The following is a 16,765-nucleotide window of genomic DNA, read 5'->3' as shown; positions in this document are numbered from 1 at the left end:
CTTTAAGCTTGCATCTTTCATATCTTTATTGCAAATTCTTACTGCTTTGATAATAACTCGTTTCAAAAAATGGAATTGAACAATGCTTGATGTCATAAGAAGTGCCGCGAATTCTTGGGTTGCAAAGATTTTCCTTACTGTTTTGCTCTTATGCTTCATCCTTTTATGGGGAATACCACAATTACACACAAAGGGTGAAAGGGACCTTATTACTTCTGGAAAGTCCACAATAACGATCGATGGCTATCGTCTCGCACTTGCTGATCAAAGCGCACGTTTAGCACTTGCATCACATCTCGGGCGAATGTTCACACCCAATGAAATGCAGCAATACAAAATTCCTGCTTTTGTTTTCAATCAGTTACAACAAGATATCTTGTTTGATGAACAGGCACGTAAAATGAAAATTAGTCTTTCAAAAGACGCAATAGCTCGTATTCTTGGTGCTGATAATATGTTTCAAACAAATGGCGTCTTTGAGCAAAATCTGTTTCGTAACTATCTTCAGCATTTACAGATAAACGAAAGTAATTTTCTTGATTATTATACCCAAAAAGAAAAGCGTAGCCAGCTCATTTCGGCTTCTCTATCTGGAATGAAAGCACCCGATCTGTTTTATAAAGCACTCGCTCTTTATCAAGGAGAAACGCGTATCGCTGACTACTTTGTTATTGACCTCAAAGAAAAGACAACAATTCCTGACCCCGATCAAGAAACACTGCTAAAATGGTTTGAGACTCATAAAAATGAATTTCGTGCTCCTGAATACCGTACTGTTTCTTTATTATCTCTGACATCGGCTAATCTTGTTAAACACAAAGATATCTCAGAAGATGAGGCTAGGGTTTATTATACACAAAATGCCTCGCGTTTTGTAACTCCTGAAAAACGTACAATTGAAGAATTGCGCTTCTCTACACGCGAAGCTGCTGATCATGCGGCAAAAAAAATAGCCGATGGATTGAGTTTTGATGCGCTGGTTAAAAGTGAAAACAAAACTCTCAATGACATAAAAAAAGGACCTCTAACAGAAAGTGAACTTCCTAGTTCCCTCGCATCTGAAGTTTTTGGACTCAAACAAGGGCAAATCAGTGCGGTGATTAATGATTTACAAGGTCCCGTTATCATTCGCGTAATACATATTGAACCTTCAGTCTCTCTTCCCTTTGAAAAGGTGAAAGAAAATATTCGCCAGACTCTCGCTCAAAATCATGCTGTAGATGATATACGTAACAAATATACAGCAATTGAAAATGCACGTTTTGAAGGTGCCTCTCTCAAAGAGCTTGCAGAGCAATACAAATTGCCTATGCGCACAATTACCATTGATAAAACAGGAAAAACAATTGAAGGTGCAATACTTACCGATTTACCCCAACAAGATATTTTCCTGAACGCCATTTATCAAGCAAATGAAGGAGTCGATCTTGATCCTCTTTCTCTTCAAAAAGGTGGGTATCTCTGGTATAAGGTTGATAAAATTATTCCTGCGCGCGATAAAACATTCGAAGAAGCCAAACAAGATGCACTTTCTCAATGGAAAAATGAAGAAATTCAGCGTCTTCTTGATGAAAAAGCCCAAAATGCTCTCAAACAGCTTACTGAAGGAAAAAGTTTTGTTTCTCTTGCCCATACACTTGGTCTTACAAAACAAACAACACAAGCCTTACGTCGTCAAGATTCCTCTGAAATCCTTGGTATTGAAGGTGTTAGGGCCTTATTTTCTGGTCCAAAAGGGCATTATGGCATCATAAAAGGTCCTGTTGCAACAAACCGCATTGTTTATCAAATCAAGTCCGTAACCATGCCTAAAGACATCACCCCTCATACCATTTCACCTGATATCCGTACCAATATCAATATGATGATAAGAGAAGGTCTAAAGCTAGAAATGCTACAAATTGCCAATAAAGAAACCCCCTTGAAAATTAATAGCACTCATTATAACCAAATTTTCAACACTTCCCAGTAAAAATGGAGTGAATGGTTTTTGGTATTGAGCTGATAAAATCATCATCAGAGCTTCTTCTATAATTAAAAAACAAGATAATTTCTTTTTCGTTAGTATTAGGAGAGAAGTAATATCTGTACGAATAAGAAGCTTTTTTTGCAAACTTTCTGGTCTGTAGAAAAATAATAAATGTAATTTGGAGAATTTTTTTCAGTGTATTAAAAATGTTATCCACCCAAATGAAAACAACAAAGATTTTTGTGATAAACAATCATCATAATAAATCGTTAGCGCTACTTCCTAAATGAAAAAAGGATTTGGATTCATAATCTTGCGACTACTATCAATAGATTTTCTCATTCTTATGTCTTTGATAACACTTAATTCTATAATAGCTTTGGAAAATTACCGCTTATTGCCGCCCTTGTTATGAGCCAATAACGATGAATTAATGGTAAAGTTGCACTTTCTTGGAAAATTTTAGCTCCCAACTGTTCCGCTTTTTGAAGAGATGCTGGTATAATTGCCAATGGAAGAAATGCTGGTTTCAGATTCTTAGGCAAAGTACGAAAATCCTCATAAAACTTGCTATAATGATCTCGCGATAATGCTACCATAGCTTCAACAATGTGGCATTTTTGTTTATCATTGACACGATGAGATTCTAAATCTTCCCTATTTACTCCTACAGCCTTTAGCATATCTGTAGGTAAATAATATTGATATCGTGATTGCATAAATGACAAAAGACGTAATATACCACTTAATCCTTGAGCAATCCCTCCATATTTATAGATATCTGTAAAATCTTGTGCTGCATCCGGATCTAATATCTTACAAGAGAGATGTAAAATTATGCTTGCTGTTTCGCCACAATAGAATTCGAGATCATGAAGAGTTGTGATCGGATTATGGTAAAGATCTAAAATCTGCGCATCACAGTAACGTAAAAAAGCTTTTTTAGGTAAATTAAAAAAAGTTATTGCTGTAAACAAATCACTTAAAATCGGGTTATTTTGACTATTTTGCATTTTATCATCAATAATAGAATCATACCACCAGCGTAATCGTATTTCACCAATAAGCGGATCGTGCACAGTTTCGCGAATACGAGCAATTTCTCCATTAAAAGCGTAAAGAGCAGCTAATGCTCTGCGCTTTTTTTTAGGCGCGAATAGAACCGAGATATAGCGGTCACGATCTGTAGCACGTAAAATATCAAAACAATAAGGAAGAGAAGCTCCCATTCTATGACACCTATTAACTTCCCTTTTTAGCACTTAACATTCCACTTTAATCCATATTTTAAAATAATGGATAAGCAAATACAGCTAAGAGAACAAAATTTGTAAATGTATCTTTTAATCTCAATGTATTACGAATTAAGATTCCTTTTCTAGGTATTTTTGAACTTCACCAAACACCTATCATATTTTTACTTCTAAAAAATTGACTTGAAGCTATCATGTAGCCATTTTAAAATTTTAATAAGTAGAGAAAGGATCCAAAATTGCCGTTTGTGCCCATGTTCCTCCTGAAATAAAAGAGCAGATAAAGAGCACTTTAAAGCAATGAGTTTAATTGTATTAAATCATACAGATTGATATTTTATAAGCAACTGAAAAAAGCTGTTTGCTTTTTAGTATCAGAATGTATCCACCACAAGTAAATCTAGAAAGTAAATCAACGAGAGCAAAAGTCAAACATTTGAAAACATAGATGCACTGTTTAAAGACTTAGTCATCTCATACGTTGCTTCTTATTTGTTTAGGACAACTCAAATGCGATGCGCGTGTTGCATATGTTGTTGAGACTAATGATGAGAAAAAGTTGTTATCAAAACATTATTACAGCACCATCTAAAAAGTTATTGAGTAAATCAGTCATGACAGATACATTAAAAAGTTAAATCTTTCAGGAACTATTTTCCAAAAGTTATTTTTCTCTCTCTTTTCAACAATAAAAGCCTATTCTTTTCTCTATGCCTGCTCGCATATACTCAATTATTTATTACTGATATCAAACTCCATAGAGATCAGTTCTTTTATTTCTTTGAGTATAATCCTTAGTGCGTCTCTTCTAAACTTCTATCTTACCATATTAAAATTATTTTTCTTAATAGCTACCCCTATTATGCTAAGATATATTTGTGATGGAGCTGTTCAGTAATCTCTGGCTATATGAGCATGTGGTGTTTGTCCTAAAAGCTACAATCTAATAGGCTTATTCTCGTAATTTTCTTAAAATACTCAACAAATTATTTATATGAGTCCGTGAACAGAGAACTTCGAAAAATAAGCAAATTTTAGGAGTGAAAAAACATCTTCTTAAAAACGAAATGCTTATTTAAGAAGACGACATTGGTAAATATTATTGACAAATGATATTATCATACACATGAACATATCTGGATTAATATATTTTGTATACAGGCTTAAAATGGAGTGTGTGATACAACTTTTAGGCAAGAGAGAAAGATGATTTTACTCATCTGAAAAGTAAATTCCCAATAGATATCTTTTCCTTTATTTCACCTGAATTAAAAGAAATCATGATAATTGGTTTCATCGGATTTGAAACATTCATTGTACTAAAACTGGCAAAAAATTAACCAAAGTAACTTTCAATCTCCTGTTTTATAACCTTGCATCCAAGAAAATATAAAAAGAGTAGGAATTAAGAAAATTCTATAGAATCAATAACTAGACAATTTCTCTATTTTAAAATAAGTGTTGACTTTATTAAATGCATCATTCTACTGCAAACAACAAGGCAGCAACGGCACGATCTTCAGCTAACAAAACATTAAATGTACGCACCGCAGCTCCCGTACTCATTGTATCTGATGAAATACGCTTTTCCCATAAAAGAACCCGTAGCTCTTTAGGCAACGGCAATAATTCAACTCCCGTACCTATTAACAAAATTTCAATCTCAGATGATTCTTCTAAAATACGAGATATATCTTCTTGAGTGGGAATAGGTCCTACCATATCAATACCATAAATACCTGATGGCAGACAAACAAGAGAACCTCTATGTGACATATCAGCAAAACGAAATCCACCATTTCCATAAGCATCAATAGGTGCTCGCCTTGGAAAATGGGCCTCACGGATTTGAATGGCATGAGACATAGTAAGCATCCTTTATTTTAAAAAATTCAATCGTATTTTTTCTTCCCTAAAATCAGCAAAGGACCTACAGTAAATACTGATCTATAATCATAATTCGTACAGCAATATTGATGTAAATCTCTTTTATTCCCCCTAACAATACAAACAAACATATGAAAGCTCACAATAAACCACGACCAAATGCTGCGCTGATTTAAGGAAACCCATCTTGAAAAAATTCTCTCAATCTATTTGCTTCCAAACAAGAGATTTCTACTATGCAAAACACTGACCTTACTTAAAGAAATAAAGAATTTACTGCTCTACTCCAAAACTGATGTCAGCACTTCAACTCACCCGCAGAAAACAAAAAATTATATTTGTGCATCGATTATGACAACCACAATAAAAATGTTCTGTAAAAGACCAGAATAAACTGTCATTATATTTAAGATCAGTTTTCCTTTGACACAGCTTTTTTCTCTTGAGAGATATTCACTTTTTCCTTTGTTACCGCTTTAGATTTTTGTGGTACCTTTTTTTTAACAAGTTTTGATTTTTTTTCTGAAACCGGTTCGCCTTTCACACGAACATCCGCTAATGTTGAGCGGATAACACGAACTTGTATAGCATCACTAATCTCAACCTCTAGTTCACCACTCTCATCGTAAACCTTTGTAACTTTGCCTATAATACCACCACCCGTTATAACTGTATCACCACGACGTACAGCATTAAGCATCTCCTGACGCTTTTTCATTTGTGCACGCTGTGGGCGTATTATAAAAAAATACATAATTGCAAAAATTAAAATGAATGGAACGAAGCTCACAAGTGAGGCACCATTGGAAACACCACCTGCAACTTGGGCATAAGCATTGGTAATAAGCATTTTTATCTCCTATAGATTAAACTTCAGGTATTTTCATTTTATTAAAATAAACGTTCAGCTTAACAAAAAGCTTTTCTAGAGGATCCATTATACAAAGCAATAACTACCACAATGTAATCACAACTTTATAGAAAGACAATAAACTCTTAAGAGACGGAAAACAACGAGAAAAAAACTTCTAAAGAACAGATTTGTTTTATATATCATTCAATATGCATATTTTTACTCATCAAAAAAAAATAATACAAAATGATTTTTTATACCCTCTCATGAGAGTACCGAATTATCTATCATTCCCAAATCTATAATTCTTACACTCAAAACCATTATCAGACTGAATTCTATCAACTGTTTTGCTTAAGCTCTATAAATTACAGATTTCTAAAATACAGTCCTATGACTCAATTTTCTAAATATTCGGTAGGATCAACAGGTACAGCGTTTTTACGCACCTCAAAATAGACACGTGGCGTTTTAACATTTCCTGAAATACCAGACTTAGCAATCTCATCACCACGACGTATCCTTTGTCCCTTGTTAACAACAAGCCTACTGTTACATCCATAAATAGTAATAATATTGTCTTCATGCCGAATCATAACAACATTGCCAAGCTCTTTTAATCCATCACTCGCATAGATAACAACACCATTTTCCGCCGCCTTTACCGATGAGCCCTCAGGTACAGCAATATCTATTCCCCGATTAGTTGCCGTTCCTTTTTTTTGACCAAACTGACTTAATAAACGTCCTCGTACTGGCCAACGCATTTTAGAAATTCCTGTAGCTTGCGGAGTAACAATACTCTCCGTATTTGTTATAGCATCTGGCAAACTAGCTTCATGATTTAATTGCATCATATTATGTTTCGAAGAATTCTTTTCAGTATTCGACCTGTTTATCTTTGCAGAAGGTGGAACTGTTGTGGAAGTTTTATTTATAGATGAAGCCTTCTTATATCTTATGGAAGAGGTATTTTGAGGCTGAACTGAAGATTCTGTTGTTGAGAATACCCTATCATTATTGTTGGTATTCGAAACAGCTGGTGTACGCCTATTTGGAATCATAAGTACCTGACCGATATAAATGGAATTATTGCTTATACCATTTGCTGATTTTAATGCCTCAACATTGACCCCTATTTGCCGTGCAATGCTTAACAGCGTATCTCCACTCTGGACAATATAAGAATTTCGCCGAAAAATAGGAGAATTATCCATTTGTGAACGAGAAAGTGTTCCAAGATCGCGTGGCGGTATTCCCATCATTCGACTATCAGAAGAAGATTCCCCTCTTTGTTGTGTAGAATTATACGGAGTATTATCATTGCCCCATGAATCACTGCTCGACTCCACAGGAGGCAATTCAGAGCTCTGTATCATGCCACCATACGACAGCATTCGCGGATCTGCAGACAGAGTTGTAGACATATTTGAATGAGTAGTCTCCGTACGATCAGGGAAAATATTAGCAAAACGCTGCGTACCGGAACTACACCCCGCAAAAACCGTTATCATCACTAAAAAAATTATTCCCTGAAAATTACGCCAAAAAATATTATTCAAAACTTTCAAACCCATAGTTTTGCTCACTCATTCATACTCAACTCATTCTATTAAAGCGTTTTAATATTACCTAAGAGTTAAAATGAGATATTTTATTCATAAATGCCTTTATAATAAGCTCAAAATGAATTTAATATAAAATAAAAAAGTAAGAAAGTTCGTGCAGTATCTTCAATTTCAAAAATTAAAGTGTTTCCGCAATACCTTTAATAAAGGGTTGATAACGCACTTGGAACATTTTTAAACGCTCAAATCGACTGCCAATTTTTGTATAGCGCGTCACGGTTTGCACCCCTTCATGAGGTCCTATAGCTTGTATGAGAATCCCATTTTCAGCTAACAGTTCTAAAAATTCCTTTGGTTCATCAGAACGAGACGGCCAAATAAGAATACGATCAAATGATCCAAAATCTGTAACGGGTTGGCTTCCATCAAACTGCCGTACAATAATATTTTCAAGCCCCAAAGTTTGAAATTTTTGGGACGCCACATGAACAAGCGTTTTATAGCGATCAATTGTTGTCACACGGTCACTGAGGCATGCCATAAGAGCGGTACAAAAACCAGATCCTGTACCAATTTCTAAGACACGATGTTTTTTTTTCAGTGACAAAGCAGAAAGAATCAAAAGTTGTTCTTCCAAACGCTCAATATATTCACCGCACTCGATTGGAATAATTTTATTATCATAAGCACTGCTAACCCAAGGAGTAGCAACAAATTGTTGACGTGGAATTTTCTCGAGTGCAGCAAAAAAGCGAACATCATCAATTCCTTTGCTACGCATTTTCAGTACAAGTCCGGCCAATTCCTCACGAAATCGTAAAGTACCCTTTTGCCCCATAGCGTCATTTGATCTCCAATGGAGTAATATCCTTATTGTACGGAAAACTCATTTCTTCAAAAATGGCAAAACCTCGCGTTTGCATGTCATCATCTTTTAGCAATAAATGCATATCGGTTTCTCCTTTCCCAAAATTAAGCAGCAATACAACGCATGCCCTTCATATAGGGTTGTAAAACATCCGGAACAATAATCGATCCATCAGCTTGCTGATAATTCTCAAGAACCGCGATCAGACAACGCCCAATAGCCGTACCTGAACCATTAAGGCTATGAACAAAGTGCAATGCTTTATCCCCCTCTTTACGATATCGAGCATTCATGCGTCGCCCTTGAAAATCTCCACAAACTGAACAACTGGAAATTTCACGATAGCACCTTTGTCCAGGAAGCCAAACTTCAATATCATAAGTTTTACGCGCTGCAAATCCCATATCTCCTGTACAAAGAACGACTGTGCGAAAAGGCAAGCCAAGACGTTTTAAAACATCTTCTGCACATTCTGTCATACGTTCCAGCTCTTTTAAAGATTGCTCCTCAGTTGTAATCGATACCATTTCTACTTTCCAAAACTGATGTTGACGCAACATACCGCGCGTATCACGACCTGCTGCACCCGCCTCTGATCGAAAACAAGGAGTCAGAGAAGAAAACCGCAATGGTAAATCTGAACTCTCAAGAATTTCATTGTTTACCAAATTGGTTAACGGCACTTCTGCTGTAGAAATAAGCCATCGACCATCGGTCGTCTGAAAAAGATCATCAGCAAATTTCGGCAACTGAGCTGCTCCGTACACAATCTCATCACGAACAAGAAGAGGCACAGAAACCTCTGTATAACCATGCTCCTCAACATGGACATCAAGCATAAATTGGCCCAATGCACGTTCAAGCCGTGCTAATGCTCCTGAAAGTACTGTAAAGCGTGTCCCTGATAAACGACCTGCTCGTTCAAAGTCCATCTGTTTAAGATTTTGACCAAGATCAAAATGTTCCTTTGGTGTAAAATCAAATGCCGTGGGTGCCCCAAAATGTCGAATGACAACATTATCACTTTCATCTTTACCTTTTGGAACATCATCCAATGGAATATTGGGCAGTGCTGAAAGAGCCTTTTCCAAGCTTTCAGTTAACCGCCTTTCTTCCGCTGTAGCAGAAGAAAGGAAAACTTTAATCTCTTCAACCTCAGCTCTAACGCGTTCAACCATTTCCTGATCACCCGCAGCCAATGCTTGTCCTATTTCCTTTGAAGCAGCATTGCGACGCTCTTGGGCAAATTGCACTTTAGCAACATGCGACCGACGCTCCCGATCAAGCTCTATTAAATTTTTAGCTTGCGGCTCGATACCTCTATCTTCTAGCGCTTTATCTAATTCCTCAGGGTGTTCACGAATCCACTTAATATCCAGCATCAAAATTCCTCATTTGCATCGTTGCTATCTGTTTCCTATCACACAATATAAACTTTTCTTAAGAGGATTTTTTTCTTTTTTCTATACAGTACGCAATTAAAATTGAAATCTCATAAAGAGCTATCGTTGGTAAAGCTACTGCAAACATAGTAAAAAAATCCGATGGAGTTACTATCGCCGCAATGATAAAAGAGAGGAGGATAGCCCATTTTCGTTTGGATACCAAACCATAAGAAGTTAAAAATCCAATTTTCGTTAAAAGACTAGTTACAAGAGGTAATTGAAAAATCAAACCAAAAATCAGGATAAACGACGTCATAAAACTCAAGTAATCGGAGATACGGACGATAAACTCTATTCTCAAATGAATATCTGGAAGAAATTGCTGAGAAAGGCTAAACCAAAGCATTATGGGCGCTAACAAAACATAAACAAATGCTCCCCCTATACAAAATAAAATCGGTCCTCCAATGAGAAATGGTAAAAAAGCCATACGTTCATTTTTATAAAGTCCTGGAGCAATAAAACTATAAAACTGAAAAGCTGTATAGGGAAAGGATAAAATAGCTGCTCCAAAAGCAGCAAGTTTCATCTTCGTTAAAAAAGTTTCCCATACTTGTGTTGATTGAAGACGAATACTCTCAGGATTACCACCTGATATTTTCATTGCCCACTGATAAGGCCATATCAAAAAATTTAAAATATAATCTTTGATAAGAAAACACATAATAAAAGCTATAAAAAATGCAACCAGAGCAGCAATAATTCTCTGACGAAGTTCAAGCAAATGTTCTATAAGTGGTGCCATACTGGCATCAACTTCATCTTTCTTAACTTTCATGACAGATCTTTTTTATTTTTAAATGTTTTAGAAATACTCTTAGAACTCTGAAGATCAACGGATATGATTGTATTTTCATTGGTTTTATTTTGATCACGTATCAAAATCTCTTTATCTTTTTCTAATTTATAGTGCCTTGCATTTACTTCAAAATTTTGGATATTCTCTACTGCATCATGAAGGGGATTAAAAGTCTCTGTCAACTCCTTGTTGAGATTGAAATCTTTGATATCCGCGATTGTTTTTTGCAAATCATCAAGCTCGGCTTGTTTCATTGCATCATCAAACTGGTGACGAAATTCATTCCCTTTTGAACGTACATAAGCCATTGCCCTTGCCATTGTCCTTAGCATTTTAGGTAAATCTTTTGGTCCAACCACAACAATGAGAACAAGTAAAATCACGAGAAATTCTGGCCCATCAATCCCAAACATCGCTTATACTTGACTCCACTCTTTCATTTTTTAAATAATGTACAACTCTGTTTACGTTTTTGTTATTTCACACGACGTTTTTCAGCAACAGATGTCTTTCTTCCCTTAGTAGAAGAAGAACTTTTTCTGCATGCTGCTACAGGCTTTACCGATAATGGCTCAGATTGTTGAGATTCACATTCTATTGTTTTGGAATAATCAGCCATTGAAGATTTATCCTCAACGTTGTTCTCTTCTTCTTTCATATTCTTTTTGAAAGCCTTAATCCCCTTAGCAACATCGCCCATTAATTCAGAGACCTTGCCACTCCCAAAAAGCACTAGGATAATCAGTAAAATGACAATTAAATGCGCTGGTGAAAAAATATTACCCATTAATCTCTCTCACTGTTTTTAATTTTGAATTCATATTTTTATCCTCACTCTGTAAGGAATTTTCCAAATATAATCATAACTTAACAGTATATTTTCTCTTTCGATTAAAGGCAATCACAGGTTTTTGTGTTACAATTTAATTTTTAGCATATTTTCTTTTTGCTCAGCACATTATATTGAAAAATAATCAATTATTTTATTAAACTCAAAAGACTTGCAAATTCTTCTCTTAAAGCAGTTTCATCTGATCTATCTGTAAACACTATAGTAAGCACTCCATGCATATTCCAATATTTTACCTTTTTAAAATGGTATTATTTGCATAATTGTGCAGATTTCTACCATATTATCACCATGAAATGAAAAGATTTTAATGTGAGTTGCTAATCGCGTTCATATAAATTACAACTGCTAAAAAATTATAATAAACAACCAGCAATTCACAATATTGACCTTCTTTTGAAGATATATATTTTTGTCTTCTACAAAAGGTTTTTTGCTTATATATAAAGTTATTTCTATTTTAATAGGGAATTTGGTAGGTAATCATATATATTGGTAAAATTTACTCATGAATTATCGGCATATTTATCATGCTGGCAATTTTGCTGATGTTTTTAAACACATTATTGTCACCCGCATTATAGAATATCTCAAACGCAAAGCTAAAGCTTTTCGCGTTATAGACACGCATGCTGGGATTGGTATTTATGATCTTTCCTCTTTAGAAGCGCAAAAAACAGGAGAGTGTCGTGAAGGCGTCCAACGTTTTTTTTCAGCTCCTATTCCAGAAGATTTAAAAACATTCCTTTGTCCATGGTATGATATTATTAATACACTCAATAAAGAAAAAAAAGAAATAGCCTTCTATCCTGGCTCTCCTGTTCTTATTCGCCAATTATTGCGTAAACAAGATCGACTCACCGCAATTGAATTACACGATGAAGATTATCGCATTTTAGCAAAAAAATTTACCGGTGATTATCAAACAAAAGTCCTACATTTGGATGGTTGGCTCTCTTTAAATGCGCATTTACCACCAAAGGAAAAACGTGGCTTTATCCTTATTGACCCTCCCTTTGAGAAACCTGATGAATTTTCCCGTCTTATTGAGGGATTGATGAAAGCATATCGCCGTTTCTCTGGAGGAATTTACGCTTTATGGTATCCCGTCAAATATGACAAAGAAATTGAAAATTTTCTTTACGCACTCTACCAAACAGGAATCCCTAAAATTCTGCAACTCGAAATGCGTATTCGAAAAAGCTCTGTGCCACCTACAATGTGTGGTAGTGGTATGATTCTTATCAATCCTCCTTATCTTCTTGAAGAAGAAATGAAAAAACTTAGCCCCTTCCTTCTTTCTCGTCTTGGACAAGATAGAAATGCACAAATGACTCTTAAATGGATCCAAAAGGAACATTTATTGTGTTAAATTTTTTTTATTCTATATTTACCTTAAATCAGAATCTGATTGGTAAGAATCATAGGCATGAAGCCACTCAAAACTACTGTAATACTAGTCGGCTTCTTTGTCCTCTTGACTATATCAACTTCCAATGCACATTATAATCAGCAGTACGAATTCGATTTTTTAAACAAAACCTACTTTAATATAACCGATCATCAGCAAGAGATTAAAATTGCCAAACTTGTAAAATTGTTTTTAAAAACCGCTCTCAATGTTTCCTACAAAAGTAATAACGCCAAGATTCAATAATCTCGTATCATAATGCATTCTTTATAAGAAAAATAACTATCATTACATAAATGAGAGTACTTGATGGATAAAAACCTTTCTGGGTAAACTGAATGATCCTGAAAAACAACACAACTTATTCCAAAAATGAACGAGAAAATCTCTCTTTTCTCTCTCTTGGACCATGGAACAATGCCAATCGGGGAAATGATGAAAATCAATTCAAAGGTGTTAAACTCATACAAGAGTTTGTCAAACATCTTCCCCATAAACCCGGCGTTTATCGGATGGTAGATGAAAATGGTGATGTTCTCTATGTTGGTAAAGCACGTAATCTCAAAAAACGCGTTTCAAATTATACCCATGAACAAGGACACAATAACCGTATTGCTCGTATGATACGTGCAACATATCATATGGAATTTGTCGTCACCCATACAGAAACAGAAGCACTCCTGTTAGAAGCTAACCTCATCAAAAGATTTCATCCGCGTTTTAATGTCTTATTGCGTGATGATAAAAGCTTTCCTTATATCATTATTACTGACGATTACCGAGCACCTGCACTTTATAAACATCGTGGTGCCCGAACAAGAAAAGCACATTATTTTGGCCCTTTTGCCTCTTCAGGTGCAGTGACACAAACAATCAACGTTTTACAACGCGCCTTTTTATTACGCACCTGTACCGATTCAGTTTTTGAAAACCGCACACGTCCCTGTTTACTTTATCAAATTAAACGATGTTCTGCACCCTGTACAAATGAAATTAGTGATCGTGATTATAAAGAGCTGGTGAGAGGAGCAAAAGCTTTCCTTTCGGGAAAAAGCCAATCCGTTAAACATGATATGGTTCAGGCTATGCATCAAGCCGCAGAAAATCTTGATTTTGAACAAGCCGCTGCCTATCGTGATCGCTTATCATCCCTCTCTCACATACAAAGCCACCAAGGTATTAATCCTCAAACGATACAAGAAGCAGATGTCTTTGCCATTGCGCAACGGGAAGGGGTCACCTGTATTCAAGTGTTTTTTTTTCGTATGGGGCAAAATTGGGGAAATCGAGCCTATTTTCCTAAAGCAGATCCGTCTTTTTCTAGTGCCGAAATTTTAGCAAGTTTTCTTGCCCAATTTTATGATGATAAGCCACTCCCAAAACTCATTCTTTTATCTGAATCAATCGAAGAAAAGGCACTTCTTACAGAAGCTTTCAGCCTAAAAGCAAATCGTAAAATACTTCTCTCTTTACCCAAACAAGGTGAACGTAAAACTCTCGTTAAGCATGCTCATATCAATGCACATGAAGCCCTTGGACGAAAGCTTGCAGAAACAGCTACACATACAAAATTACTTCAAGGACTTGCTGAAATATTCCAACTTTCTCATACTCCACATCGTATAGAAGTCTATGACAATTCTCATATTATGGGGACAAATGCAGTAGGCGCAATGATTGTTGCGGGCAAAATGGGATTTATTAAAAATCAATATCGCAAATTTAACATCCGCTCAACCGATATCACACCTGGTGACGATTTTGGTATGATGAAAGAAGTCATCAAACGAAGATTTTCACGCCTTATTAAAGAGCATGGTCTACCGTATAAAAACAATAAGATAAAAAATCAAAATGATGATTCTTTTCCTATTTGGCCTGATCTTATATTAATTGATGGTGGTGAAGGACAACTAAACAGTGTGCTTACAATATTATCTGAATTAGAATTAGATAATTTTATCACGGTCATTGGAATTGCTAAAGGCGCTGACCGTAGAGCAGGACGTGAACGTTTTTTTATAAAAGGCAAAACAGCTTTTACACTTCCTTCACGTGACCCTCTCCTTTATTTTTTGCAACGTCTACGCGATGAAGCACACCGTTTTGCAATTGGAACGCATAGAGAAAAACGAAAAAAAGCAGTATTTAAAAATCCACTTGATGAAATCGCACATATCGGTCCAACAAGAAAGCGTGCATTGCTTCATCACTTTGGAAGTGCTAAAGCTGTTTCTGGTGCTTCACTCGAAGATTTAATAAGAGTTAAGGGCATCTCTCTTATGACTGCACAAAAAATTCACGACCATTTTAACGAAAAATAAGACTTTTTTCATAATCTGTGCTTTGTTACATTTATGAAATAATATATTATATTTCACAAAGAATTGAAAATAGCTCTATGAAAAAACATACTTTTTCTTTTCCCAATATTCTCACTTATGCACGAATTGTTGCGGTGCCTATGGTTGTTGCGTGCTTTTTTGTAGAAGGACGGCTACAATCAAGCGATATTGCACGTTGGATTGCCGTTTCCCTTTTTGTTATTGCATCTATTACTGATTTTCTAGACGGTTACCTCGCCCGTATTTGGGAACAAACATCCAATATTGGTCGCATGCTCGATCCCATAGCAGATAAACTTCTTGTTTCTGCCTGTCTGCTCTTACTTGCTGCTGACAGTACTATTGCTGGATGGACTTTATGGGCCGCCATTATTATTCTTTGCAGAGAAATTCTTGTATCAGGATTACGTGAATATTTGGCTGAATTGAAAGTTAGTGTTCCTGTTTCTCGTCTTGCAAAATGGAAAACTTTTGTACAGATGATAGCTATTGTCCTTCTCTTGGCAGGACCTTCTGGCAATAAAATTATTCCATATACAATGGAATTCGGCATCATTATGCTGTGGATTTCTGCTCTCCTCACATTGTGGACAGGATGGGATTATTTTCGTGCAGGCTTAAAACATGTCATCACATGAAAATAATGTGCTTTCTTTATAGATACTTTCTAGGAAATTCATAACCCCATAAAGAAAATCCCGAAACAGGATGTTGCGGGATTCTTTTCTTTGTATACATGCTTTGATTAACCAACAATTTCTATTTCGGAAAACCAAAAAGCAATTTCTGTCTTTGCTGTTTCAGCACTATCTGAACCATGAACGGAATTTTCGCCAATCGACAGAGCATGTGTTTTACGAATTGTTCCTTCTTGCGCCTCCAGAGGATTTGTAGCTCCTATCACTTCACGATTTTTAGCAATTGCATTTTCCCCTTCTAAAACTTGCACAATCGTTGGACCAGAAGACATAAATTCAACCAGCTCACAAAAAAATGAACGTTCCTTATGAACTGCATAGAAATTTTCAGCTTCACGCTGGCTCATCCACACACGCTTAGATGCAATAACACGTAATCCTGCATCCTCAAGCATTTTTGTAATTGCTCCCGTCAAATTACGACGTGTTGCATCCGGCTTAATCATTGAAAAAGTACGTTCTATAGCCATTTGACCACCTTATATTTTATTGACAAAATTATCTTGTGGCGTTCTATAACGAGCAAAAAACCTCTTGCCAAGTAACTGTAGAATAATGTGTATTAATTTTCAAAATCCTGTTATTAATTTAGAGAAAACTTTCATAAAAACAGCAATTCTTGTAATTTTCCCCCTCATAACAATGATCATAGCCTCCTCCTAAAAAGATTGGATCACCTTTCAAAAAACTAAATATTCTCTCCTCAACCTACTCCTTAAAAAGCAAAAACACGAGAAAACTCCCTAAGCAGCATACAGCCGCAAGTCCGTTTATCTTAGAAAAGATCGCCCCACTCATCGCATATCTCGTTTGTAAAAA

General features: G+C 35.8%; 14 protein-coding genes. 4 read left to right on the top strand and 10 right to left on the bottom strand.

The window, feature by feature from the left end; all coding sequences use genetic code 11:
• The first annotated feature begins 82 nt into the window (after positions 1 to 82).
• Complete coding sequence (locus NPX99_RS02830; protein ID WP_269030243.1) at positions 83 to 1,972, top strand: peptidyl-prolyl cis-trans isomerase; 1,890 nt, start codon at positions 83 to 85, stop codon at positions 1,970 to 1,972.
• 365 nt (positions 1,973 to 2,337) lie between these two features.
• On the opposite strand, the gene NPX99_RS02825 is transcribed toward NPX99_RS02830, so the two are convergent.
• The 9 genes from NPX99_RS02825 to tatA all read right to left on the bottom strand — a co-directional run bounded on the left by NPX99_RS02825 (position 2,338) and on the right by tatA (position 11,429).
• Complete coding sequence (locus NPX99_RS02825) at positions 2,338 to 3,198, bottom strand: phytoene/squalene synthase family protein (protein WP_269030242.1); 861 nt, start codon at positions 3,196 to 3,198, stop codon at positions 2,338 to 2,340.
• A gap of 1,503 nt (positions 3,199 to 4,701) precedes the next feature.
• Complete coding sequence (locus tag NPX99_RS02820; protein ID WP_269030241.1) at positions 4,702 to 5,088, bottom strand: Mth938-like domain-containing protein; 387 nt, start codon at positions 5,086 to 5,088, stop codon at positions 4,702 to 4,704.
• Between the two features lie 433 nt (positions 5,089 to 5,521).
• Complete coding sequence (gene yajC / locus NPX99_RS02815) at positions 5,522 to 5,959, bottom strand: preprotein translocase subunit YajC (protein WP_269030240.1); 438 nt, start codon at positions 5,957 to 5,959, stop codon at positions 5,522 to 5,524.
• Between the two features lie 401 nt (positions 5,960 to 6,360).
• Positions 6,361 to 7,539: a M23 family metallopeptidase gene (locus NPX99_RS02810; RefSeq protein WP_269030239.1), complete on the bottom strand. Its 1,179-nt coding sequence runs from the start codon at positions 7,537 to 7,539 to the stop codon at positions 6,361 to 6,363.
• Between the two features lie 169 nt (positions 7,540 to 7,708).
• Positions 7,709 to 8,368: a protein-L-isoaspartate(D-aspartate) O-methyltransferase gene (locus NPX99_RS02805; protein ID WP_269030238.1), complete on the bottom strand. Its 660-nt coding sequence runs from the start codon at positions 8,366 to 8,368 to the stop codon at positions 7,709 to 7,711.
• A 134-nt stretch (positions 8,369 to 8,502) separates the two neighbouring features.
• Entirely contained in the window at positions 8,503 to 9,780 is a 1,278-nt protein-coding gene (gene serS / locus NPX99_RS02800; RefSeq protein ID WP_269030237.1) for a serine--tRNA ligase, read from the bottom strand.
• 58 nt (positions 9,781 to 9,838) lie between these two features.
• Positions 9,839 to 10,621, bottom strand: a complete 783-nt coding sequence (gene tatC, locus NPX99_RS02795) for a twin-arginine translocase subunit TatC (RefSeq protein ID WP_269030236.1) — start codon at positions 10,619 to 10,621, stop codon at positions 9,839 to 9,841.
• Complete coding sequence (gene tatB, locus NPX99_RS02790) at positions 10,618 to 11,055, bottom strand: Sec-independent protein translocase protein TatB (RefSeq protein ID WP_269030235.1); 438 nt, start codon at positions 11,053 to 11,055, stop codon at positions 10,618 to 10,620. Before tatB ends, tatC begins: the two co-directional genes overlap by 4 nt.
• 62 nt (positions 11,056 to 11,117) lie before the next feature.
• Positions 11,118 to 11,429, bottom strand: a complete 312-nt coding sequence (gene tatA, locus NPX99_RS02785) for a twin-arginine translocase TatA/TatE family subunit (RefSeq protein ID WP_269030234.1) — start codon at positions 11,427 to 11,429, stop codon at positions 11,118 to 11,120.
• A gap of 571 nt (positions 11,430 to 12,000) precedes the next feature.
• On the opposite strand from tatA, the gene NPX99_RS02780 reads away from it, so the two are divergent.
• The 3 genes from NPX99_RS02780 (at position 12,001) to pgsA (ending at position 15,886) form a co-directional block, all read left to right on the top strand.
• A complete protein-coding gene (locus NPX99_RS02780) occupies positions 12,001 to 12,864 on the top strand; it encodes a 23S rRNA (adenine(2030)-N(6))-methyltransferase RlmJ (protein WP_269030233.1) in 864 nt (287 codons plus the stop codon).
• Positions 12,865 to 13,241: 377 nt separating this feature from the next.
• Positions 13,242 to 15,227, top strand: coding sequence for an excinuclease ABC subunit UvrC (gene uvrC, locus NPX99_RS02775; RefSeq protein ID WP_269030232.1), 1,986 nt, complete (start codon positions 13,242 to 13,244; stop codon positions 15,225 to 15,227).
• 77 nt (positions 15,228 to 15,304) lie between these two features.
• Positions 15,305 to 15,886, top strand: a complete 582-nt coding sequence (gene pgsA, locus NPX99_RS02770; RefSeq protein WP_269030231.1) for a CDP-diacylglycerol--glycerol-3-phosphate 3-phosphatidyltransferase — start codon at positions 15,305 to 15,307, stop codon at positions 15,884 to 15,886.
• 107 nt (positions 15,887 to 15,993) lie between these two features.
• Here the strand turns inward: pgsA and ndk are convergent, their stop codons facing one another.
• A complete protein-coding gene (gene ndk, locus NPX99_RS02765) occupies positions 15,994 to 16,416 on the bottom strand; it encodes a nucleoside-diphosphate kinase (RefSeq protein ID WP_269030230.1) in 423 nt (140 codons plus the stop codon).
• Positions 16,417 to 16,765: the final 349 nt, after the last annotated feature.

This window comes from Bartonella sp. 220B (assembly GCF_026930205.1).
Classification (GTDB): Bacteria; Pseudomonadota; Alphaproteobacteria; order Rhizobiales; family Rhizobiaceae; genus Bartonella.
This window is presented reverse-complemented; position numbering and strand designations above follow the sequence as displayed.